The sequence below is a fragment of the Acidobacteriota bacterium genome (assembly GCA_020845575.1).
Taxonomy (GTDB): Bacteria; Acidobacteriota; Vicinamibacteria; order Vicinamibacterales; family Vicinamibacteraceae; genus Luteitalea.
This window is the reverse complement of sequence record JADLFL010000040.1, coordinates 106672-129533: the sequence shown is the minus strand read 5'-3', so window position 1 is coordinate 129533 and position 22862 is coordinate 106672. Positions and strand designations below refer to the sequence as shown.

General features: G+C 69.1%; 19 protein-coding genes. 12 read left to right on the top strand and 7 right to left on the bottom strand.

What is annotated here, in order from left to right; genetic code table 11:
- Window positions 1–13: 13 nt before the first annotated feature.
- Complete coding sequence (gene argR / locus IT182_11705) at window positions 14–496, bottom strand: arginine repressor (protein ID MCC6164002.1); 483 nt, start codon at window positions 494–496, stop codon at window positions 14–16.
- A 139-nt stretch (window positions 497–635) separates the two neighbouring features.
- On the opposite strand from argR, the gene argC reads away from it, so the two are divergent.
- From argC to IT182_11670, 7 genes are all read left to right on the top strand, one after another.
- The gene (gene argC, locus IT182_11700; GenBank protein ID MCC6164001.1) at window positions 636–1637 is read left to right on the top strand and encodes an N-acetyl-gamma-glutamyl-phosphate reductase; all 1002 of its coding nucleotides are present in this window, start codon (window positions 636–638) and stop codon (window positions 1635–1637) included.
- Window positions 1634–2422 (top strand): acetylglutamate kinase, encoded by a 789-nt coding sequence (gene argB / locus IT182_11695; protein MCC6164000.1) that lies wholly within the window; start codon window positions 1634–1636, stop codon window positions 2420–2422. Before argC ends, argB begins: the two co-directional genes overlap by 4 nt.
- A gap of 59 nt (window positions 2423–2481) precedes the next feature.
- Window positions 2482–3693 carry an acetylornithine/succinylornithine family transaminase gene (locus IT182_11690; GenBank protein MCC6163999.1) on the top strand — a complete coding sequence of 404 codons (1212 nt, stop codon included), beginning with the start codon at window positions 2482–2484 and terminating at the stop codon, window positions 3691–3693.
- Between the two features lies 1 nt (window position 3694).
- Window positions 3695–4300, top strand: coding sequence for a GNAT family N-acetyltransferase (locus IT182_11685; GenBank protein MCC6163998.1), 606 nt, complete (start codon window positions 3695–3697; stop codon window positions 4298–4300).
- Window positions 4297–5505 carry a bifunctional glutamate N-acetyltransferase/amino-acid acetyltransferase ArgJ gene (gene argJ / locus IT182_11680; protein MCC6163997.1) on the top strand — a complete coding sequence of 403 codons (1209 nt, stop codon included), beginning with the start codon at window positions 4297–4299 and terminating at the stop codon, window positions 5503–5505. The genes IT182_11685 and argJ overlap by 4 nt, the downstream gene beginning before the upstream one ends.
- 133 nt (window positions 5506–5638) lie before the next feature.
- Window positions 5639–6568: an ornithine carbamoyltransferase gene (argF, locus tag IT182_11675; protein ID MCC6163996.1), complete on the top strand. Its 930-nt coding sequence runs from the start codon at window positions 5639–5641 to the stop codon at window positions 6566–6568.
- Window positions 6569–6578: 10 nt separating this feature from the next.
- A complete protein-coding gene (locus tag IT182_11670) occupies window positions 6579–6800 on the top strand; it encodes a hypothetical protein (protein MCC6163995.1) in 222 nt (73 codons plus the stop codon).
- 12 nt (window positions 6801–6812) lie between these two features.
- On the opposite strand, the gene IT182_11665 is transcribed toward IT182_11670, so the two are convergent.
- Together IT182_11665 and IT182_11660 are read right to left on the bottom strand one after the other, a co-directional pair.
- Complete coding sequence (locus tag IT182_11665) at window positions 6813–8951, bottom strand: S9 family peptidase (protein MCC6163994.1); 2139 nt, start codon at window positions 8949–8951, stop codon at window positions 6813–6815.
- 44 nt (window positions 8952–8995) lie between these two features.
- Window positions 8996–9892 carry a LamB/YcsF family protein gene (locus tag IT182_11660; GenBank protein ID MCC6163993.1) on the bottom strand — a complete coding sequence of 299 codons (897 nt, stop codon included), beginning with the start codon at window positions 9890–9892 and terminating at the stop codon, window positions 8996–8998.
- Between the two features lie 165 nt (window positions 9893–10057).
- Between IT182_11660 and IT182_11655 the strand changes: the two genes are divergently transcribed.
- A complete protein-coding gene (locus IT182_11655) occupies window positions 10058–12817 on the top strand; it encodes a hypothetical protein (protein ID MCC6163992.1) in 2760 nt (919 codons plus the stop codon).
- Between the two features lie 38 nt (window positions 12818–12855).
- On the opposite strand, the gene IT182_11650 is transcribed toward IT182_11655, so the two are convergent.
- Window positions 12856–13971 (bottom strand): DUF1624 domain-containing protein, encoded by a 1116-nt coding sequence (locus tag IT182_11650; GenBank protein ID MCC6163991.1) that lies wholly within the window; start codon window positions 13969–13971, stop codon window positions 12856–12858.
- Window positions 13964–14377 (bottom strand): OsmC family protein, encoded by a 414-nt coding sequence (locus IT182_11645; protein ID MCC6163990.1) that lies wholly within the window; start codon window positions 14375–14377, stop codon window positions 13964–13966. Before IT182_11645 ends, IT182_11650 begins: the two co-directional genes overlap by 8 nt.
- On the opposite strand from IT182_11645, the gene IT182_11640 reads away from it, so the two are divergent.
- The 3 genes from IT182_11640 to IT182_11630 are packed head-to-tail and all read left to right on the top strand — an operon-like array spanning window position 14376 to window position 16880.
- Entirely contained in the window at window positions 14376–14690 is a 315-nt protein-coding gene (locus IT182_11640; GenBank protein ID MCC6163989.1) for a ferrous iron transport protein A, read from the top strand. The two genes, IT182_11645 and IT182_11640, sit on opposite strands and share 2 nt — an antisense overlap.
- Before the next feature lies 1 nt (window position 14691).
- Window positions 14692–16734 carry a ferrous iron transport protein B gene (gene feoB / locus IT182_11635; protein MCC6163988.1) on the top strand — a complete coding sequence of 681 codons (2043 nt, stop codon included), beginning with the start codon at window positions 14692–14694 and terminating at the stop codon, window positions 16732–16734.
- Window positions 16731–16880, top strand: coding sequence for a hypothetical protein (locus tag IT182_11630; protein MCC6163987.1), 150 nt, complete (start codon window positions 16731–16733; stop codon window positions 16878–16880). The genes feoB and IT182_11630 overlap by 4 nt, the downstream gene beginning before the upstream one ends.
- Window positions 16881–16976: 96 nt before the next feature.
- On the opposite strand, the gene IT182_11625 is transcribed toward IT182_11630, so the two are convergent.
- Complete coding sequence (locus IT182_11625) at window positions 16977–17552, bottom strand: class I SAM-dependent methyltransferase (GenBank protein MCC6163986.1); 576 nt, start codon at window positions 17550–17552, stop codon at window positions 16977–16979.
- 228 nt (window positions 17553–17780) lie between these two features.
- Between IT182_11625 and IT182_11620 the strand changes: the two genes are divergently transcribed.
- On the top strand, window positions 17781–19595 hold the full coding sequence (locus IT182_11620) for a hypothetical protein (protein ID MCC6163985.1): 1815 nt from the start codon (window positions 17781–17783) through the stop codon (window positions 19593–19595).
- Here the strand turns inward: IT182_11620 and IT182_11615 are convergent.
- A complete protein-coding gene (locus tag IT182_11615) occupies window positions 19537–22656 on the bottom strand; it encodes a DUF115 domain-containing protein (protein ID MCC6163984.1) in 3120 nt (1039 codons plus the stop codon). The genes IT182_11620 and IT182_11615 overlap by 59 nt on opposite strands.
- Window positions 22657–22862: the final 206 nt, after the last annotated feature.

The window sequence follows — 22862 nt, the reverse complement described above, 5'->3', positions numbered from 1 at the left end:
GTCGTTTCCGTCCTTACCGGAACGCCGCCACGCGAAGCGATGCGCCGGAGCGCCACGTCTCGAGTCGTTGCAGGAACGCCTCGGCCGCCTCCGCGCCTCGGCAGATCACCAGGATGGTGTCGTCGCCAGCCACGGTGCCGAGCACCTCGGTCAGCGCCGCACGATCGATCGCGATGGCCAGCAATGCCGCCTGCCCGGAGTCGGTCCGCAGCACCACGAGCTGCTCGGACCGATCCACGCGCAGCAGGAACTCTGCGGTGGTGCGCTGGAGCGCACCGATCGCATCGCCCGCCGACAGGCTGCCCGCCACGAGCCGCTGATACGCCCCGTCGCTGGCCCGCTTGACGACGCCCATCTCGCGCAAGTCGCGCGACAGCGTCGCCTGCGTGACCTCGACGCCCTCGGCCCGCAACCGCTGCCGCAGCATCTCCTGGCTGGTGATGCTCTCACGCTGGATGACGTCACGGATGACGCCGTGTCTCGTGCCTTTCATCATTATGCAGAGATATGCAGTCTAGCACGACGGGGCGGCCGCGCCAGCCCTGCGCGTATGCCGCTGTAATCACCTGAAAGATTTCTCTTGCAGTTGTCTGACCACAGCGCCATACTTGGCGTCTTTCTGCATAAGTATTCACATGACTGAGGGGACGCAACGCATCGGAGTCGGAGTGGTGGGCGCCACGGGATACGGCGGCCAGGAACTCGTGCGACTCCTCGCCAGACACCCGGCGGCCGACCTGAAGGTCGCGCTCGGATCGAGTCAAGCCGATCAGCCCCGCACCCTGCCGGGCCTGGCGCGCATCTGGGACGGACAGGTCACGGCTTACAGCCCCGACGCGCTCGCAGGCTGCGACGTCGTGTTCCTCGGAACCCCGGAAGCCTTCGCGGCTACGAGCGCGACCGAACTGCTGGCGCGCGGGCATCGCGTGATCGACATGTCGGGTGCCTTCCGCCTGAAGGATCCGGCCCTGCGGTCGCGGTTCTATCCGTCCACGCCGGACCCGATGCCCGACGGCACCGTGTACAGCCTGCCGGAGTTCGACGCGGCGCTCCTGCCGTCGGCGCGACTGGTGTCCTGCCCTGGCTGCTACCCGACTGCCGCCCTGTTGTCACTCCTGCCGCTCACGCAGGCGAACCTGCTGCAGGGCGACGTCATCGTCGACGCCAAGTCCGGCGTCTCCGGGGCCGGCAAGGGTGCGAGCGAGCGCACGCATTTCTCGGAGAACCACGGCAGCGTGGCGGCGTACGCGCTGTTCGGTCACAGGCACACGCCGGAGATGGAACAGGCGCTCGGCCTGCGCGTCACGTTCACGCCGCACCTCGTGCCCCTCGATCGCGGCATCCTGTCGACGACGTATGCGCGGTTGACGCCGGGCGTCACGGCCGCACAGGTGCAGGAGGCGATGACCGCCGCGTACGCCGACGCGTTCTTCGTGCGGCTCACCGGCGATCGACTGCCCGAGATCAAGCACGTCGCGCACACGAACTTCTGCGACATCGGCTGGAAGGTGGATGAAGTGACGGGCCGCCTGATCGTCGTGGCTGTGCTCGACAACCTGCTGAAGGGCGCGGCCGGTCAGGCCGTCCAGCAGTTCAACCTGATGTACGGCCTGCCGATCGAGGAAGGGCTGCTGTGAGCACCGCGCCGGTGCTCGTGAAGTTCGGCGGCGAACTCGTCGAGACGCCGGAGCGGATCGCCGCGGTCGGCGAGGCGCTCGTGACCATCGCCGCGCAGGGCCCGCTCGTGGTCGTGCACGGCGGCGGGCGCGAGATCGACGCGGAGCTCGCGCGTCGCGGCGTGGCGAAGCGATCGGTGGATGGCTTGCGCATCACCGACGCGCGCACGCTCGACGCCGTGGTCGCGGTGCTCGCGGGCACGATCAACACGCGGCTCGTGGCGCACCTTGTCGGTCTCGGTCTGAAGGCTGTCGGCCTGACGGGCGTCGATGCGGCGCTCGCGCGATCGACGCGCGTGGCGGCACACGTGACCGCCGCCGGTGAACAGGTGGATCTCGAACTGGTCGGCGAACCCGACGCCACGGCCGACGCCAACGTCGTGTCGCACCTGGTCGCAGGAGGCTACGTGCCCGTGATTGCCAGTCTCGGCGTGTCCGCAGGCGATGGCGTGCTGAACGTGAATGCCGACACGCTCGCCGCGCACGTGGCCGCCGCCATCGGTGCACGTGAGTTGCTGCTCGTCGGCGGCACGGCCGGCGTACTCGACGGCGCGGGACAGACCATCGCATCGCTGACGCCGGCGCAGGCCGACGCGCTGATGCAGGACGGCACGGCGTCGGCAGGCATGATCGCCAAACTCCGCGCCGCCACCACGGCTCATGCCCGTGGCGTCGCCACCGTCACCATCGTCGACGGCCGGACGGCCCCGTCGATCGTCGAACGCCGCGGCACCAGCATCCGCTGAACCTTCCCTGCAATCGTGAAATCCTGAACTCTTGAAATCCTGACATTCCCGAGGTTCCCATGTCATCTGCTTCCGCCACCGCTGCCACCACCGTCCAGGCCACTGAAGCCGCCTACGTCCTCCAGACGTACAGGCGTCAGCCGGTGGTGTTCGTGCGTGGCGAGGGCGTATGGCTCGTGGCCGACGACGGCACGCGCTATCTCGACATGCTGTCGGGCATCGGGGTGAACGTGCTCGGGCACACGCATCCCGCACTGGTTGCTGCCGTGCGCGAGCAGGTCGGTGAACTGGTCCACACGTCGAATCTGTTCTTCCACCCGTACCAGGGCGTGGTGGCCGAGCGTCTCGCGAAGGCGTCGGGCCTCGCGCGTGCGTTCTTCTGCAACAGCGGCACCGAGGCCGTCGAAGGCTGCCTGAAGTTCGCGCGACGGTACTGGTACACGGCCGGCACGCCGCGCCCACAGTTCATCGCGTTCGAGCGTGGCTTCTCCGGCCGGACGATGGGTGCGCTGTCGACGACGTGGGACGAGCACTACAGGACGCCGTTCGAGCCCCTGGTGCCCGAAGTGCGCTTCGTGTCGAACGAGGATCCCGCCGACCTGCTCGCGGCCGTGAGCGACAGGACGGCCGCGATCATCGCCGAGCCGATCCAGGGCGAGGGCGGCGTACGTCCGCTGCCGCCGCAGATCGTCGCGGCGATCAACACCGCCTGCGAGCAGACGGGCGCGCTCTACATCGCCGACGAGGTGCAGTCGGGCCTCGGCCGCACCGGACAGATGTTCCACTCGCGCACGCTCGGCCTGTCGCCGGATCTGATCTCGGTCGGCAAGGCACTCGGCGCCGGCGTGCCCGTCGGCGCGGTACTCGTGTCGTCGCGTGTCGCGAATGCGATCAGCGCGGGCGACCACGGCACGACGTACGGCGGCAACCTGCTGGCGTGCCGTGCGGCGCTCGCGGTGCTCGACGCGCTCGAAGGCGGCCTGCTCGATCACGTGCGGCGCATGGGCCCGATTTTCGCCGACGCGTTGCGATCGCTGGCGGATCGGCATCCGAGCGTCGTCGGCGTGCGCGGCGCGGGCCTCATCCAGGGACTCGTGCTCGACCGCGACGCCGCTCCCGTGGTACCCGCCGCGCTCGAACGCGGATTGATCGTGAATCGCACGGCCGAGCGCGTGGTGCGCCTGCTGCCGCCATACGTGATCACCGAAGCGGAGATCGCCGAGGCGATCTCGCGCCTCGACGCCGCGCTCACGGCCGTCGAAGGAGCCTGACATGCCCGTCCCCCTGGCACCCATCGAGGTGGCGCCGGCACACGCGTTGCCGGATGGGTACGCGATCCAGCGCGGTACGCCGGCGCAGGCCGAGGCGATGCTGGCCCTGATCACGGCGAGCCTCGAGGAAGGACACCTGCTGCCGCGCACGCTCGACGACCTGCGCCGTCATGCCGAGCGCTTCCTCGTGATCGTGGCGGGCGATGCGCTCGTCGGCTGCGCGGAACTGGCGCCGCTGAGCGGCACCGTCGCCGAGGTGCGTTCGCTGGTGATCGACGCCGCGCACCGCGGCAAGCGGCTCGGCCCGGCGTTGATCGAGTCGCTCGGCGCCACGGCGCGCCGTGAGCAGTTCGGCACGCTGTGCGCGTTCACGCACGAAGCCGCGCATTTCGTGCGCCTCGGCTTCACGATCGTGCCGCACACGTGGCTGCCCGAGAAGATTGCGACAGACTGCGTGGCGTGTCCGAAGTTCCGGACGTGCGGGCAGTACGCCGTCGCGCTGCCGCTGCGAGGCACGCAGGTCGGCAGCATGTCTGCCGTGCGCACCAGCCGTCGCGCGGCTCAACCCCGCACCGCGGAGTCCTCCGTCCTCGTCCTGCATCGATGATCACGACCATTGAAGGTGGCATCACCGCGCCGGCCGGCTTCCGGGCCGCCGGCGTGCACTGCGGCATCAAGGCCAATCCCGAGAGGCTCGACCTCGCGCTCGTCGTGTCTGACACGCCGGCGACGGCCGCTGCCGTGTTCACCACGAACCTGGCCGTCGCGCCGCCGATCGTCGTCTCTCGCGAGCACCTGCGCGCGTCCGGCGGGCACGCCCGCGCTGTCGTGATCAACTCGGGCTGCGCCAACGCCTGCACGGGCGATCAGGGCCGCCAGGTTGCGCACCTCATGGCCGCCGAAACGGCGCGTGCGGTGGAGTGCGACCTCGAGGAGGTGCTCGTGATGTCCACGGGCGTGATCGGCGTGCAGCTCGATCCGCGCACCGTGACGCAGGGCATCATCGCCGCGACAGACGACCTGTCGCGCGACGGCCATGCCCGCGCGGCGCACGCGATCATGACCACCGACCCGTTCCCGAAGGAGCGGGCCGTGGAGGTGACCACCCCGAAGGGCACGTTCCGCGTCGGCGGCATCTCCAAGGGTTCGGGGATGATCGAGCCCCGCATGGCCACGATGCTCGGCGTGCTGACGTGCGATGCGGCAGTGCCCGCGCCATTGCTGCAACGCGTGCTGGCGGAGGTGACCGACCACACGTTCAACGCCATCACCGTCGACGGCGAGTGCTCCACCAACGACTGCGTGGCGCTGCTTGCCAACGGTGCCAGCGGCGTGACGATCGGCGAAGCCGAGGCTCCGCTGCTCTCCGATGCGCTCTACGAAGTCGCGCGCTTCCTCGCCACCGAGATCGTGCGCGGCGGAGAGGGCGCGACCAAGCTCGTGACGGTGACCGTCACCGGTGCGCGCACGTATGACGAGGCGAAGCAGGCCGCACGCGCCATCGCGAACTCGCTGCTGGTGAAGACCGCCATCCACGGCGGCGATCCGAACTGGGGTCGTCTCGTGGCCGTGGCAGGACGCGCAGGCGTGGGCTTCGATCTCCAGGGTGCAGCCGTCCGCATCGGCGATGTCGTTCTCTTCGAGGGCGGGCGTCCGTTCGACGAACGCGCGCCGCAGGCCGCCGAGTACCTGCGGAACAAGGACATCAGCGTGAGCGTGGACCTCGGCACTGGCGGCGGCGAGGAAGCCACGATGTGGACCTGCGACCTGAGCCGCGAGTACGTGACGATCAACGCGGAGTATCGGACCTGACGACAGGGCGCGGGACACCACACGCAGGACCGGGGACGTCAGGACCAGGGACGTCAGGACCAGGGACATGGCTCGAACGACACGTACGGCGCGGGTAACGCGGGGCTCACGCAAGCCGGCGGCGATACGAACGCTGCGGACGCAGCACTTCCTCTCGCTCACCGACATCTCACCGGCGGAACTGGCCGACGTGCTGCAGGCAGCGGCGCTGCTCGAGCAGGAGCGGGCACGCGGGATCAGGAGTTTCGGCGCGACGGCGCTCGCTGGCCAGCACGTGGCGCTGCTCTTCGAGAAGCCGTCGCTGCGCACGCGGTGCACGTTCGAGATCGCCGTGCGCGAACTCGGCGGCGACGTGATCGCCCCGCCACAGGACGTGGCGATGGGCGAACGCGAACCGATCGCCGACGTGGCGCGCAACCTCGAACGCTGGGTGTCCGGCGTCGTGATCCGCACGTTCGCGCAGGATCGCCTCGTGGAGTTCGCCACGGCGGCCCCGCGGCTGCACGTGGTCAACGCGCTCACCGACGAGGAGCACCCGTGTCAGGCACTGGCCGACCTGCTCACGCTCCGCAACCACTTCGGCGAGTTGAAGGGGCACACGCTCACCTTCGTCGGCGACGGCAACAACGTCGCGACGTCGCTCGCGCAGGGCGCGCTGATGCTGGGTATGCACGTCCGCCTCGCCGCGCCTCGCGACTACGAGTTCCCCGCGGCGATCGACGAACAGCTGCGCGGGCTCGCGCGCCATGGCGCCACGCTGGAGGTCTTCCGCGACGCGAAGGCCGCCGTGGCCGGCACGTCGGCGGTGTACACGGATGCGTGGACGTCGATGGGCCAGGAGGCCGAGGCGCAGCACCGGCGCAAGGTGTTCGCGCCGTTCCAGGTGAACGCCGCCCTCATGAAGGCCGCCGGCGACGCCGTCTTCATGCACTGCCTGCCGGCGCATCGCGGCGAAGAGGCCACCGACGAGGTGATGGACGGGCCCGCCTCGATCATCTTCGATCAGGCAGAGAATCGCCTGCACGCGCAGAAGGCCCTGCTCATGCTGCTCATGGGCGGGTGAGAATAGACGCATGCTTCGCGGCATCCAGATCGGCGTACTCACGAAGGTGCAGCCCGTCAGCATCCACGGGCAGGTCTCCTACGACGTCCACTACGTGAAGGCCGACGATGAGGCCGAGGTCGTGCACGTCGCGCGTGTAGGGGCGGAGGACGTCGACGCAGGCCTGCACCCGGGCGACCGCGTCAACCTGCACGTCCTCCTCAATCAGGTCACCAGAGTCGAACGGGCGTAGGGGCGATGCGACCTACCGTTTGACGTCGGCGAGCCAGTGCACGAACCAGCTGCGGATGCGCTCCAGGCGATCCACCAGCAGCCACGGTTCGCCCGTGCGCGAGAGGTCGTGCGTCGAGCGCGGGTAGTTCACGAGTTCGACGGGCACGTTGCGCTTCTTGAGCGCCATGAACCACTGCTCGCCATCGCCCGGCGGCGTCCGCCAGTCGTTCTCGCCGTTGATGATGAGCGTCGGCGCGGTCACGCGCTCCACGTAGGAGATCGGCGACAACCGCCGGTAGACGTCGCGCGCCTCCCACGGCGTACCGCCGAACTCGTACTCGGTGAGCCGTTGCGCATCCGACGTTCCGTACCAGCTCTCCCAGTTGGTGATCGACCGGCTCGTCACGACGGCGGAGAATCGCGTCGTTGTGGCGCTGAGCCAGTTGCTCATGAAGCCGCCGTAGCTGCCGCCCGACACGCCGAGGCGCTTCGGATCGATGTCCGGGTAGCGTGCGAGGACGGCATCGACGCCGCGCAGGTAATCCTCGCTGTCGAGTTCACCCCACTTGCCGCGCGTCGCGTACGTGAAGGCGTGCCCATAGCCCGACGAGCCACGCGGATTGGGGTACAGCACGAAGAACCCGGATCCCGACAGGATGTGAAACGTCGAGAACCACGTGTTGCCGTACTGCGTGTGCGGCCCGCCGTGGATCTTCAGGACGAACGGGTACGATCGTCCTGGTACGTAACCGATCGGTTTCACGAGCCACCCTTCGATCTCGGTGCCATCGGCCACCTTCCACGTGAGGCGCTCTGGCGCCTGCAGCGTGACGCCTGCCAGCCACGCCGCGTTGAAGCGCGTGGCCTGGCGCGCCGCGCTGCCATCTCCGGCCGAGACGTAGAGTTCCGCCGGCGACAACGGCGAGTCGAGTCGATAGGCCATCACGGCGCCGTCGCGGCTCTCCGATGCCGCACGGATCTGGACGTCGCCCGTCGTGACCGCGCGCACGCGCGGCGTGCCGTCGACCGCCACCTCGAAGACGTGTGCGTTGCCGTTGGATTCGGCGTCGAATCGCAGGCGGCGGCCGTCGGGTGTCCAGCGCGGCGCGCCGGGCACGCGGTCCCACGAGGCGGTGAGATTGCGTGGCGTGCCACGGAAGCTGCCGTCCGGCGCGAGGTCCACGACGATCAGATCCGTCTCGGCGCCGGCGCGCGACTGGTGGAGGAAGGCGAGCCGGTCGCCGCCCGGCGACACGGCCGGCGCGCGTTCCGCGCCGGGATTCGTGGTGAGCCGGCGCGGCTCCCCACCGGTGCGGCTCACGACGAACAGGTCGCTCGTGAGCTCGGTGTTGCGCTCGTTGTCCTGCTGATCGTCGCCGGCGAAGATCAGTGTCTCGCTGTCGGGCAACCATCCGATCTGCGACGGCGCGAACGCCAGGCGCGTGACCTGCGCGGGCGCACCGCCGGCGGCCGGCGCGACGAAGATCTGCGCGACGTCGCGCGTCGAGTAGTGCGGCATCCAGGGGAGCGTGCCGTTGGACTTGTAGCGCGTGGACGTCACCACGCGGCCGTCGAAGCGCTTCGCGTCGAGCGTCTTCGAGACGGCGTCAGGTGCGATCCACCCCTCGCGCTCTTCCTTCTTGTCGGCCACGCCATCGCCGTCCTTGTCGCGCGTCGGCGCCTTGACGTACGCGATCCACTTGCCGTCGGGCGACCACACCGGGTCGGCGCCGACACCGTCGATGTGGAACGCCTCGCCGCCCGCGCCGCCGACGCGCGCGAACCACGCGGTGTTCTCGTCCTTGTCGCGACGCGACGTGAAGGCCAGGAGCGCGCCGTCGGGACTCCAGCGCGGGTTCGTCGAGTTCTCCGTCGGCGACGTGAAACGGTAGGCATCGCCGCTCGGACGTCCCTGCACGAGCGGCTGCAGCCAGATCTCGCGATGCCGCGCGTTGTCCGTCTCGACGATCGTCATCACGGTGAACGCCACCATGTCGCCCTGCGGACGCACGGCGACGTCCTCGACCACCACTTCCTTGTAGTAGTCGGCAGGCGCCAGGCCACGCGGCTGCGCATGCACCACCGCGCCGCCAAGCACCACCCACACCGCCGCCTGTCGCACCCGTTGCCACGTCCGCTGCATCATGCCCGTCTCAGCCTCGTTTCTCATCCTGCCCTGCGCGTCCGTGTGCGCGTCCCCTCTGCGCGCAACCATCACGCGTCCCATGGCATCACGTGAACGCCGACCGCGTCGAGGGCCGCACGGGTGCGCGTCGCCAGCGCCAGCGCACCCGCCGTGTCGCCGTGGACGCACAACGTGTCGATCGGCAGCGCGAGCGCGCGGCCCGTGCGCGTCGTGACGATGCCGGTTCGTGCCCACTCGACGGCCCGCGCGCACGCCACGTCCGCGTCGTGCAGCACGGCCCCCGCCACGTCTCGCGGCGTGAGCGTGCCCTCGTCTTCGTACGCACGGTCGAGGAAGCCCTCGTATACCACACGGTGCGACGCGGCGGCGCGCGCGAGCGCCGACCCGTACGGCGCATACAGTGCCAGGCCAGGATCGACGCTGTCGATGCCGGCGACGATGGCCGCGGCGACATCGCTGTCCACCCACGCGACGTTGTAGAGCGCGCCGTGCGGCTTGACGTGGCGCACCACGCCACCTTCGCGCGCCGCACAGTCACACAGCACGCGAACCTGCACGGCCACGCACGCGGCAATCGCGTCGGGCGACAGCGGCACGACGCGCCGGCCGAAGCCGGCGCGATCCGGATACGACGGGTGCGCGCCAATCGTGACGCCGCATCGCACGGCTTCTGCCACCGTGCCCCGCATGCTGTCCTCGTCGCCGGCATGTCCACCGCAGGCCACGTTGACCGACGTCACCACGCGCACCAGCGCCAGCGCCGCATCGTCTGGCGGACCGTCGTGTTCGCCGAGGTCGGCGTTGATGTCGAGACGGGGGTTCACGCGTCCTCGCCAGGGTGGGTGGAGAGGAGGACGAGAGAGAACGGGCAGAGGCCGCGCAGAATCGCGCAGCCCCTGCTGCCGACGCTCTGGCTCCCCAGCACTGTGGCATCGTGCCACAAACAGACCGTCGACGCCTTCCATGGGGCAACCGGCATGCCAGCATGCATTCGCCCGGAATTCCTCGAATCCGCGGCGATCGAGGGCGTGCGACGACGCTCCGATCACGAATCTGGCATCGCGATCACGAACGTGGCACCAGACTGCCGAACGGGCGGTCCGGGAGTCGGTGGCGGTATAGTGCGCGCCATGTGTGTTTCCAGACTTCGCCCCTGGGCGCTCGTCATCGGCTTGGTCGCCCTGGCCGGCGCGCTGCCTCACGCTCAGCCCGTCCACTCGCCTCGCGAGACGTTCGACGCGGACTTCGCCAGCAGCATCCGCGAGTGGACGACGTCGCCGGAGTTCCTGAGTCCGCTCGTCGATCAGCTGCCGATCGTGAAGGGCATCCCGACGCCGAAGGACGTGCTCGGATATCACGTGGGCACGCCGAAGCGCCTGACGAAGACGGACGCGGCCCTTGCCTACTATCGCGCGCTCGAGAAGGCGTCTCCGCGGATCCGCGTCACGACGATCGGCACCACCGACGAGGGGCGCGACGTGACGGTGGTCTACGTGGCCGGCGAGTCCACGATGAAGCAGCTCGACGCGCACATCGCGAGCCTCGGGCGTCTGGCCGATCCGCGGGGGCTGTCCGAGGACGAGGCAAAGCGCCTCATCGCCACGACGCCGCCGATGTATCACCTCATGGCGGGCCTGCACAGCGGCGAGACGGGACCGCCCGAGATGCTGATGGAGCTGGCGTATCGCCTCGTGGCGAGCGAGGGCCCGCTGTTCAGGCAGATCCGCGATCGCGTGATCGTCAGCTTCACGCCGGCCAGCGACCCTGACGGCCGCGACCGTTACATCGACTGGTACCGGCAGCACATGGTGGACATCACCGAGGAGAAGGACCGCATCTACGGACCGCCGTACTGGGGGAAGTACATCTTCCACGACAACAATCGCGACATCAATTACTCGCAGGTCACGATGCGAGCGCACCTGGAGTGGTACCTGAAGACGCACCCGCCGGTGATGCACGACCTGCACGAGTCGGTGCCATTCCTGTACACGTTCTCCGGGCAGGCGCCGCACAATCCGAACCTCGATCCGATCGTGTACGGCGAGCTGCCGATGTTTGCCAACTTCGAGATGGCGCAGCTCACCAAGTACGGCATGCCCGGCGTGTGGACGCACGGATTCGTGGACATGTGGTCGCCGGGCTATCTCGCGTTCATGTCGTCCAACCACAACGGGCTCGTCCGCATGTACGAGACGTTCGGCAACGGCGGGGCAACGACGATGAAGCGGCGGGTGGCACCGCCGCAGGGTGCCGGGCAGACGAGCCGGGAATGGTATCGCCCGCTGCCGCCCTACCGCGAAGTCGTGTGGTCCATGCGCAACAACACGAACTACATGCAGACGGCCGTCCTCTCGGCGCTGCAGTACGCGGCGGCGTTCCCCGAGGTGATCGTCGAGAACTTCTATCGCAAGAGCCGCAACAGCCTCGAGTCGGGGCGCACTGACGCGCCGTTCGCCTTCATCGTGCCCGCGGGGCAGAAGGATCACACGCGCGTCGAGCTGCTGCTCACGCTGCTGCGACGGCAGGGGATCGAGATCTCGACGCTCACCAGGGACGTCACGCTCTCGGACGGCACGTATCAGGCGGGCTCGTTCGTGGTGCGACGCGACCAGCCGTACGGCCGCCTCGTCAAGACGCTGCTCGAGAAGCAGACGTTCCCCGACCCGTCGCTGCGTACCTACGACGACACGGGCTGGACGATGGGGCTGATGCTGCAGGTGGACGTGAAGCCCACGGCCGACAAGGCGATCTTCGACGCCGCGATGACGGCGGCGACGAGTACGGCGCGGACGGGCAGCGTCGCGGGCGGACCGGCGACGGCAGGCTGGCTCGTCGCTCACCACGGCTCGAACGACATGCTGCGCCTGCGCCTCGCGCTCGGATCGGCAGTCGACGTCCGCGCGGCGCAGTCGGCGTTCACGCTTGGCGATGGGAGCATTCCCGCCGGCTCATTCCTGATTCCCGCAAGCGCGGGACGTACGTTCACCGACGCGATCGCACGCGTCGGCCTCGACGCCACGGCGCTGGCGACGATGCCCGACGTGGCGACGGTACCGGTGGATCTCCCACGACTCGCGATGTTCTCCACGTGGGGTCGCACGCAGGAAGTGGGCTGGGTGCGCCACGCGTTCGACGAGTTCGGCATCCCGTACGACCTGATCTACAAGGAACGGATCCGCCGCGGATCGCTGCGGTCGTCCTACGACGTCATCCTGATTCCCACGCAGGCCACCACCGGGAAGTCGCTGGTGTACGACGTGGAGAGCAAGGGTCGTCCGCTGCCGTATCGCAAGGACGCGCAGTTCCCCTCGCTCGGGACGTATGGCGAGACCGACGACATCTCCGGCGGCATGGGTCTCGAAGGCGTGCTCGCGCTGCAGGCGTTCGTCGAGGACGGCGGCGTACTCATCACGCTCGGCGCCTCGTCGTACATGCCCGCGGAATTCGGCCTGCTCCGGACGGTGACGGCAGGACGGCCGAGCGCCGGTTTCTACGCGCCGGGTCCCATCGTCCGGGCGGAGATCCAGAAGCCCGAGCATCCGATCTTCTTCGGGTATGCCTCCAAGGAGGTGCCTGTGCGCTACGCGAACGGACCGCTGTTCCAGGTCCCCGAGGAAGACGAGGGGCAGATACTGATGCGGTTCACGGGTGGCGACGAGGGTGTGCTCAGCGGCCTGATGCGCGGCGCCAGTGAAACGCGTCGCAGGGCCGCCATCCTCGACACGCCCGTCGGCAAGGGTCGCATCGTCGCGTTCGCCACCAACCCGTGTTACAGGTGGCAGAACCACGGCGAATTCGGGATGCTGTTCAACGCGGCGGTGCTGTTCTGGAACGATCGCCCGGCGCGCACACTACCGACCGCCACGGCCACGGCCCCCGCCTGGTGACACCGGACGCGTGGGGCGGCCGGCCCGGAGGGCCGCCCCTACGTGCGCCACGGTGTCTGCCTGTCCCAGAGCTTCGTCTTGGCCATGGCGAGCAGCAGCATGAACACCGTGAAGAGCGCGCACGCCACGAGCGCGCCCTCGAACGAGAGGGCCTTGTGCAGCGGCTTGGACGGCATGCCGTACGCGAGTTCGACGTGTACCCAGTACACGAACAGCGACGTCCGCCCGAACAACTCCATCGGGCTCCACGCACGCGGCATCGTCACGCGATCCCAGAGACCGCCCGGCTTCAGCGCGAAGTAGAGGATGCCGAGCGTGGCGATCAGCGCACCTGTCCTGATCGCGAAGAAGGCGGGTGAGGTGGTCCAGAACGCCGAGCCCGGAACGAGCGTCGGCAGGTACGAGAGCCGGTAGGCCACACCGGCGAGGGCAAGACCGCCGAATGCGCATGCGGCGTGAAACCGCCACTGCGCGTGCGCGTCTCGCCCGAGGGTCGCGAGCGCTTCGCCGAGCGCGAGCCCCGCGAACACGAACGCGCTCCACGGAAACAGCGTGAACGTGGTACGCGCGGGTGCCGGTCGCAGATACCACTCGATCGCGTCCGGCAGCAGGCCAGGCCACTGCCACACGCGCAGTGGCGCCGACAGCACGACAACGGCAACCATCACCGCTGATGCCAACGCGATGCGCCCCGCCGACGTGCGGCATCGTCCCCAGCACCACCCCGCCGCGACCAGCGACAGGCCCATGACGTTCAGGATGTCCACCTTCAGCAGACCGGCGAGCGAGGCGCCGGAGCTGAACACGTACGCCTGGAGGCGGAACAGCAGCGCGAGCCCGAAGATCTCCCAGCCGCGCCGCTGCAGGGCGCGACTCGCGTCGGCGACCGACGCGCCGCGACGCATCCTCGCGTGCGCGGCCAGTGGGACCGCGAGACCGGCGAGCCAGAGGAACATCGGCGCGCCCATGCCGGCGATCACCATGAACCAGAAGTAGCCGCGCGTCTGCCGCGCGGGACCTGTCACGGTCCACGCGTCGATGACGTGCGCGAGGATCATGACGAGGACCGCCAGCCCCCGCATCCAGTCGATGTAGCCCGCGCGCGTGCGCGTCGGCGGCACCGGGGCGCCGCCGGCTTCCACGGGTTCAGGCATCGACGCGCGTGAACGTCACGTCGAGCGGCGTGTCCTGCCGCAGGCTGTGCCACACCGAGCAGTACTTGTCGCGCGACAGATCGATCGCGCGCTGGATGGCCTCGTCGGGGATGCCCCCCGTGACGGTGAACCGCAGGGTGTAGCTGGTGAAGTAGGCCGGCGGTCCATCGTCTCGCGTGCCCACCAGATGCAGGGAGAGGCCGCGGAGATCGTGGCGGCCCTTCTTCAGGATGACCACGAGATCGATCGCCATGCAGCCGCCGAGCGCGAGCGCGAGGGCCTGGACGGGCGACGTGGCGACAGCGGCATCGCCGTCGAGCGTGGGACCGGGCACGGCCGCCACCTGCGTCTCGAAGACGAGATCGTGCGTCCATGTGAGGGTGGCGTCTACAGGAGGCTTGGCCATGGTCAGACGATTCTACGGCGTGCGAAAGGCGCGTGCTAGGATGGCGCGGCAGGGCGCCATGGCTGCCACGTCAGACTCCACACCCGTTCCACTGAGCTCACTCGCGCCAGGAGCAATCGTACGGTTCCGCGGCACTGAGCTCGACGCGGGATCGAGCGATCTGCTGCGCGCGCTCGGCATCACGCGAGCGAGTCGGCTCACGCTCTGCAAGGCCGGCGACCCGTGCATCGTGCAGGTGCGATCGACGCGCATCGGGCTGTCGCGCGCGGTGGCCGACGGCATCCTCGTCGAGCCCGATCCCGCCGGCGCCTGACGTGGCCACGGTGACGCAGGCGACGCCCGCCACGCCGGACGGTTTGGTCAGCGACGCCCGCGTCGTCCTGATCGGTAACCCCAACACCGGCAAGACCACGCTGTTCAACCGCCTCTGCGGCGTCCGCGCGAAGACGTCGAACTTCCCCGGTACCACCACGTCGTTGCGCATGGGGCGAACGGCCCTTCCCGGCGATCGCGTCGTGAACGTCATCGACCTGCCTGGGGTGTACGAGCTCGGACTCGACGTGCCCGAGACACGCATCGTCCGCGACGTGCTGCAGGGAACGGGCGTGTACCGTCGGCCCGACGCGGTGCTCGTGGTGGTCGACGCGTGCAACCTCACCCGAAACCTCGTACTCACCGGAGAGCTGCTCGCGCACGGCCTGCCGGTCGTCGTCGCGCTCAACATGGTGGACCTCGCGCAGGCGCGCGGGCTCACCATCGACGCACGGAAACTGGCGTCGCGCCTGGGCTGTCGCGTGGTGCCGGTCGTCGCGCGCCGCGGCGACGGTCTCCACGACGTACGTACCGCACTCGCCGCCGCACTCGATGAGGTAGGGTCGGCTCTCCGAGCCCGACCTTCACCCGATGCGTTGCCGGCCCGGCCATCGACCATCCCAGAACCTGGCGCATCCATCGAGACGCTCACGAACTGGGCCGACGACGTGATGGCGTTCAGCGCGGGGCTGCCGTCGGCGATTCACGTGCGCGACCCGTTCACCGAGCGTCTCGACCGCCTGTTCACGCATCCCGCGCTCGGGCTGCTCGTCTTCATCGCCGTGATGGGCGGGCTGTTCTACACGCTCTTCGCGCTCGCGACGATCCCGATGGATCTGATCGAGGCGACGTTCACGCACCTCGGCGATCTGAGCACGCGCTTGCTGCCCGAAGGCCCCGTGCGCGATCTCGTGTCGCAGGGCATCATCGGCGGCGTGGCAGGAACCGTGGTGTTCCTGCCGCAGATCTGCCTGCTGTTCTTCCTCATCAGCCTGCTGGAAGACACGGGCTATCTTGCGCGCGCGGCGTTCGTGATGGATCGCGTACTGCGACGGTTCGGACTGCCCGGCCATGCGTTCGTGCCGCTGCTCACATCGTCTGCGTGCGCGCTGCCGGGAATCATGGCCACGCGACTGATTCCCGATCGCCGCGATCGTCTTGCCACGATCCTTGTCGCGCCGCTCATGAGCTGCTCGGCGCGCCTGCCCGTGTACGTGCTGCTCACGAGCCTGCTGTTCCTGTCGCAGCCTCTCCGCGCCGCCGCGGTCTTCGTCGCGTGCTATCTGCTCGGTGCCGTGACGGCACTCGTCACGGCCGCCGTGTTCGGCCGCACGTGGCTGAAGGGCGACGCCAGGCCGATGGTGCTCGAGCTGCCGACGTACAAGTGGCCGTCCCTGCGCAACGCGTTGTACACGGCCAAGGATCAGGGCCTCGCGTTTCTCCAGACGGCCGGTACCGTCATCATGGCGATCTGCATCGTCATGTGGTGGTTGAGCGCGTATCCGCGCGTGGACCCGACGCCTGAGGCCAACCAACTGCGCGCGCGAGCCGAGACGCTGGCGGACGCGGATCCGCGACGTGAGACGTGGGTGACCGAGGCCGATCGCCTGGACGCGCGTGCCGCGCAGCGCGGATCGTTCGCGGGCCGGCTCGGGCGCCTTGCGGAACCCGTCTTCGCACCACTCGGATTCGACGCCCAGCTCACCGTCGGCGTACTCACGAGCTTCCTCGCGCGCGAGGTCTTCGTCTCGACGATGTCGGTGCTCGTGGGCGGATCGGGTGACGCTGACGTCGATGCCGGCGTGATCGAACGCATTCGTGGCGCGACACGCGACGATGGGACGGCGCTGTTCACGACGGCGACGTCGGCCAGCATGCTGGTGTTCTTCGTGCTGGCGATGCAGTGCCTGCCCACGCTCGCCGTGACGCGACGCGAGTCGGGCAGCGGGAAGTACGCGCTCATCCAGTTGGCGTACATGTCCACGCTGGCGTATGCCGCCGCATTGGCCGTGTATCAGGGCCTGCGTCTCGGAGGTGCGGCGTGAGTCCCATCGTGCAGGATGTGGCCGTCACGCTCATCGCCCTGGCCGCCGCCTTCATCGTCGTCCGCCGCGTCTTCGGTGTCGTCGGGACGCGGGCATCGGCGCGCAAGGCGAAGGCCGCGCCAGGGTGCGACCACTGCGACAGGTGACCCACGCCACGGGTTGAAACCCCTGGCCTCCATCTGAATCCAGGTGACCGGGCTTCCAGTCGAGACAGATGGAGCGAAGGGGCTTCAGCCCATTCGTCATCCTCTGCTGAATACGGCGATCTGGCGGGTTGGATCGCCGTGCCGGTCTTCGACGCGTTCCAGTCTGTAGTCCGCGTCGATGGCGTGCAGGCGGACCAGCCATTCGTCGGGCGACAGGATGGTCAGGTGGCTGTGGCCATCGTCGTAGCAGGCGATCTTGTGGAACGCACTCGGGCCGAGCGTATCGATGCGGCGGAGCACCTCGTCTATCGCATCCGGCGAGATGTGTTCGAGGAAGTCCGCACTGACCACCAGGTCCGCGTGGCACGGCGGTGACTCGCGATAGAGGTCGGTCCTGAAGAACGTGACGTTGGCGTGCGCCGCGAGCACCGGGGCCACGAGCGGCGACACGGCCCAGTCGCACCCGTACACGTGAGTGAAGCGTGCGGCCGCACGATCGAGGAACCTGCCGTTCCCGCACGCGAGTTCGAGCACCGTCGTGGCACCGAACGCGTCGATCCGTTCGAGCTCGTCGAGCAGCCAGTTGTTGGTCTGATACGCCTCGTTCTGCTCGTGGATGTGCTGGTAGTACTCGCAGGTGCGAGTGGGGTTCGTCGTGCGGACGGGCGGCATGGTCTCCACGGAGCTTCAGTCGGAGCAAGACGGATGCCCGGCGGCTCATCGCCGATCCGGCGAATTCCCGTGTGAAGGCGGCTCGACGAGCAGTCCGGCAGTGTCGGCCACGCGACCGAACGGCCGGTCAGCCGGCAGCCGTGGCCGCGCAAGGACCGTCGTGCGCGTGGACATCATCGCCGACACGCGGGCGCGACAGGTGGATCGCGATGTGCATCGCGCAATCACATGACTGTCGACGCGCTCGGGCCGGGGCGCACGGTGCTCTTCGTGGCGGCTGCCACCTTCGACGCGTGCGAGATGGCGTTCTACCGCCGGCTGCGAGACGCCCTGCAACGCGACGATCTGCACCTGGTGTTGATGCTGTTCGTCGCGCCACCTCCGGATCTCGGCGTGACGTTCGTGCGGATGCCGCCGCCCGTCGACACGTATTGGCCCGAACCGTCGACAGGGCCCGCCGCCACGCTCGACGACCTGACACTCGACCCTGATGCCCTGCTCGCGCGCGAGGAGGTCTGCGCCAGCCCGGCGATCCTCCCCGCGGTCGCACGACATCGCCGCCAGGCCCTCGAAGCCATCGCCGACCACTGGGTCCGCACGATCGCGGCGTTCGAACCGGCGGTCGTCCTGAACTGGAACGGCCATCACGTGGTGGACGTCATCCTCGACGCCGCGTGCCACAGGGCCCGCGTGCCCGTGCTGTACGTCGAGCGTGCCCCGATGGCGCAGGCGCTCTTTGTCGACGAGCGTGGGCTCTCGACAGACAGCGCCGTCGTGCGTCGCGGCTCGTGGGCCGTCGACGACGACCGGTGGCGGTCGTGCGCGACCGCGGCGATCGCCCGGATCGCCGCCGGTCGCCACACGTGGTGGGAGCAGCCCGACTCGCGCGACGGTGACGCGCGCGCGCTCAGGCGCGAACTCGGCATCCCGCTCGACGCGCGCGTGGTGCTGTTCGCCAGCCAGATCGATGGCGACACGCAGCAGTACATGTTCTCGCCGCACTTCCCCACCAACGAGGCCGCATTCCGGTGGTTGCTGGCTCGGCTCGGCGGTCACGCCGACGTGTACGTGCTCGGCAAGCAGCATCCGAAGTGCCCGAGAAGCGCGGCGTTCACACGCGCGCTCGCCCACAGCGGCATCCGCGGGCAGTGGCGCGCCGACGTGTCCATCGACGACGCACTCGCCGTGTCCGATCGCGTGGCGGCCGTGAACTCCACGGTGCTGTACGAAGCGCTGGCACGCGAGCGCCCGGTGCTCTCGATGGGCGGCTGGCTGCTCGGTGGTCGCGGTGCGGCGCACGAAGTGACGGACCTGGCCAAGGGCCAGAGCGTCGTCGATGCGTGGCTGGTCGCCGGCGACAACGATGCGCGACAGCACATATGGCGCGAGGCCCTGGCGTTCCTGCTCTCGACGTGTCTCTACACGTACGAGCCGGAGATGGAGGGCCACGGCATGCCGGGCGCCGGCACGCTGGCCGAGCGCATCGCCCGGTTCGCGAGGGTCACGCCGCATCGGAACCAGACGCGCGCGCCCATGCACCAGCGCCTGTCCGCGCTCGCGCCTCGCGGCGCCGGGCTCGAGCCGGGAGACGCCCGGTGGGGCGCCTGGTGGCGTGCGCAGGCTCTTCGGCTTCAGTTGCTGCACGCTCGTGCCGAGGCCGGACGAGGGCGGCGGTTGATGATCTGGGGGGCCGGCGACGCAGGGCGCATCGCGCATCGCCTGCTGGAACGCATCGGCGTCACCGTCGACGCGTTCGTGTCGTCGATGCCGGATGTCACGCACGTCGCGGGGCTGCCACTGCTCCCGGCAGCGACCGTGTGCGGTGCGCAGCAGGACGTCTTCGTGCTGGTGGCGAGCATGGCCGCCCACGAGATCGTGCCGATGCTCGTGGCGGCCGGCGCGGCGGCCGAGGACTTCACCGTCCTGGATTGCAACGTGCTGGTCGAGACATCACGCGATCTCGCGCAACCTGCAGCACCCGTCGTCACACCAGCGAGTCGAGCAGACCGTCGAACAGCAGCAGATCACATGACAGTGTGCTGACCAGCAACGACGAATCCGCCCACGCGATGCCGAGCGGGCTGGGACAGGTGAGCGCGCGCGAACGGCCGTCCGTCGACTCGAGCCTGATGGTGTCGATGTCGGGATGGGCGATCGCCGTCCACAGACCTGCCGTCGCGATCGATGCGGCTGAACCGTAAGGGCCGAGCGCGAGGGGTTCGAGCGTGCGGTCCTGGCGAAGTCTCCAGCCCGTTGTCTGAAGCCGGCGCCGCCATCCCAGGCGAGGCGAGAAGTCGCACGGCTGGATCTCGAGCACCTCATCGCGCGGAAGGATGGCCCACGCCACCAGATCGGGCTGCTCCACACGCATGCCCTCGTCCGGCGCCCACGACACGAGACCGCGCCACGGATCGCGCCGCGAGAAGACACTCCAGTACATCCGTCCTCGCCACCACGTGCCGAACGCGGGCCTGAACGGCAACTCCTCGATCGTCACCTGGTCAGCAGCATGCCGGCGGTACATGACGTAGGGCGGCGTCAATGCCGTCGGCAACGCGAATCCGCTGCCCCACGCGAGCACGCCATCCTCGCCGAAGCGGCACTCCTGATTGATCGGCCGCGGCCATGCACGGTGCGGCCGCACATGACCGTCGGCATCGACCAGGACGCTCTCGCGCTGGTGCTGGGAGACACAGACCACGCCGTCCGCAACGCCATACCCGACGAACCAGGCGTCTGTCCGTCCGTCGCGCGTGACGAGGCGCGGACGCACGACGCGTCCGTCGCCACACTCGAGATGCGGGCCAGCACCTCCCGGCCTCGCCGTTCGGGCCATGGCGGACAGGTCAGGTCCCGCCAATCGCAACGCGCCAGACGCGTCACACGTGAATCGCGCGGGCATGTCCGTCGGCACGTCGGCCGATAGCGTGCCTGCGTGCAACAACGATGCGACTGGCCCGCCGAACGACAGGCGGAGATCCGGTGCGCCAGTGACGTGATGCCGGATCGTCTCGACCGCGAGGGCCGCACCATGTCTCACGGACGCCGGACCGTCAGAGGCGATCGACGCGGCATCAGCACGCAGCGATTCCGCGATCATCGCGCACGTCTCGGGCGCAACCCCCGAACAACGCAGCCACTCCAGCGTCAGCAACGCGCACGCACACGCAGCGTTCGGGCGCGGCGAGCGATCCGCGGCGTCGAGGCCCGGCAACAGGCGGATCGAGGGCGCCGGGGTCGCCTGCCGTGACACCGATGACCACACGTCGCCGAGCAGTCCCTCGAACACGGCCACGTTCCAGCGTACGTCGGACGGCCAATCGTAGGACGCGCCGACTCCCACGAGTCCGATGGCGTTCACGTCGCGCAGCGCCAGATCGTCGGCTTCGTGAAGCGTAACGTCACAGATCCGCGCCAGCAGGTCCCACGCGCGCAGAAGGACGTCGGCGCGCTCCTCGTCGGTGAGTCGCGTCGTCACTTCGCCAGGCTGTGCCACGGCCAGCGGGCCCAGCAGGCCGGCCGGTTTGCTGCCGATCGCCTCTGGCAGTCTCTGCACCAGCGCGAGCAGTGTCGCAGCCATGTCCTGTCGCGCCCACGGGTCGAGGACCGATCTGACAGGTGCGTGGCGACGTCTCTCGAGTCCTTGTGCCGCATCGTCCAGCGCCACGCCGACGGTCGTGGCGTCGAAGCCATCCCCGCTGAATTCGCGCCACGCCGCCAGGAGTGGCGCTGGAGTGCCCGCGGTCAGCGTCGCGCGAACCTTGCGCACCTGCGCGGCGATCGCGGTGGGCCTGACGCCGGACCATCGACGCGCGACCGCCGACCCGGGCGGCACCGATACGACGTCCGACAGCACATCCCCGAGAGGTGCCTGTTCGATGCCGTCTCCGAAGAAAATGCCGGCACCGGAGGCATTGACGATACGTCTGCCACTCCGAGCCGCGTGCGCCACCATCCAATCGCGAAACGACAGTAACGCGGGCGTCGCGCGCGTCATGTCGCCGCGCAGGTCGGGCGTGAGTTGGCCTGCCTCGACGATCGTCCGCCATGCATTCCGCAGCGGGATACCCGCCGCGGTCGCCTCGGCCCACGCGAGTTCGTGCGTCGTGCCACGCGCGTACGGGCGATCGTCGGTGAACGACAGATCGGCGCCGACGAAGACGATGGGGTCGCACCCGGCGAGGCAGGCGACCTGAAAAGCACCCGTGAGCACGGAACCCCAGACTTCGAGCTGTTCCATGTCGACGCCGAGCTCGCGCAACCACGGACCGGGATGGTGGTTCGATGCGCGAAACCAGAACGTCCGACCGTCGAACACGGATGTGGCGTCCCTGTCGAGCGCTGCTTCGCTCACGAGCCAGGTGTCCCGGCACTCGGGCAGCGTCAGCAGATGACGCGCGTTCTCCGTACTCGGGTCGAGCGCGACGGCGAGCGTCGGCGCGATGCCGGCCGCGAGCAACGGCCGCAGCGCCGTGTCGGACGCGATGAGCACACCACGGTTCGGCATGGTGCGCAGCGTGCGAATCGCCGCGTCGAGGGATGGGCCTGCGCCCGCGACGATCGCCGGCATGCCGCGATAGGCGTCGGTCAGGTGCCTGACGTCACTGCCGGCGACGATGGCCGGCAGGTTGCGAATCGCGTTGACGAGATATCGGGGCGCGAAACGACGGCGGGCGTCGGCGTTGGCCGTGACACCGAAGACGATCTGCTTGAGGCGCTGCGCTGCGCGAGCCAGACCCTCGGTGGGCGTCGCGTCCGGGTGCAGCAGCACCACAGGAACCGTCATGCCCGGCGGGAAGATCCGCCACGCCTGGTCGGCGCCGGCGTAGTCGGGGTCGGCAAGGTAGACAAGACGTCCGCTCGTTCGCCAGTCCTGCCATTCGGTGTCGTCCAGGAACGCACGCGCGCGGCGCGGGTCGGGCTCGAGCGCGAGCACGCGCGTGTCTGGCGCGCGCTGGCCGATCGCGTCGAGGACCGCACCATCGCCGAGCCCGACCAAGACGAGGAGCGGCGGGAGGCCTCGCCCCGCGAGCTCGATATCGAGCCACCTGCCGAGTCGCTCGACATTTTCGCGGTGGGCGGACGAGGCGGGCGTGGCCGGCATGCGCGTCTACGGTGACGCAACGTTGATACCGGCCCCGCGCCGTCCGCCCACGCGAATTTGTGCGGAAAATCAGGCGTGCGTCGCCCGATGCGCTGTCGGTCGGCCGACCAATTGACGAATCGGCGACAGGCGCAGGGTCCGGGCGTATCAGCCTGTTCGACGGTCCCGGGAACGCCGGACAGGGCATCGGCATCTACTCTGTAGGG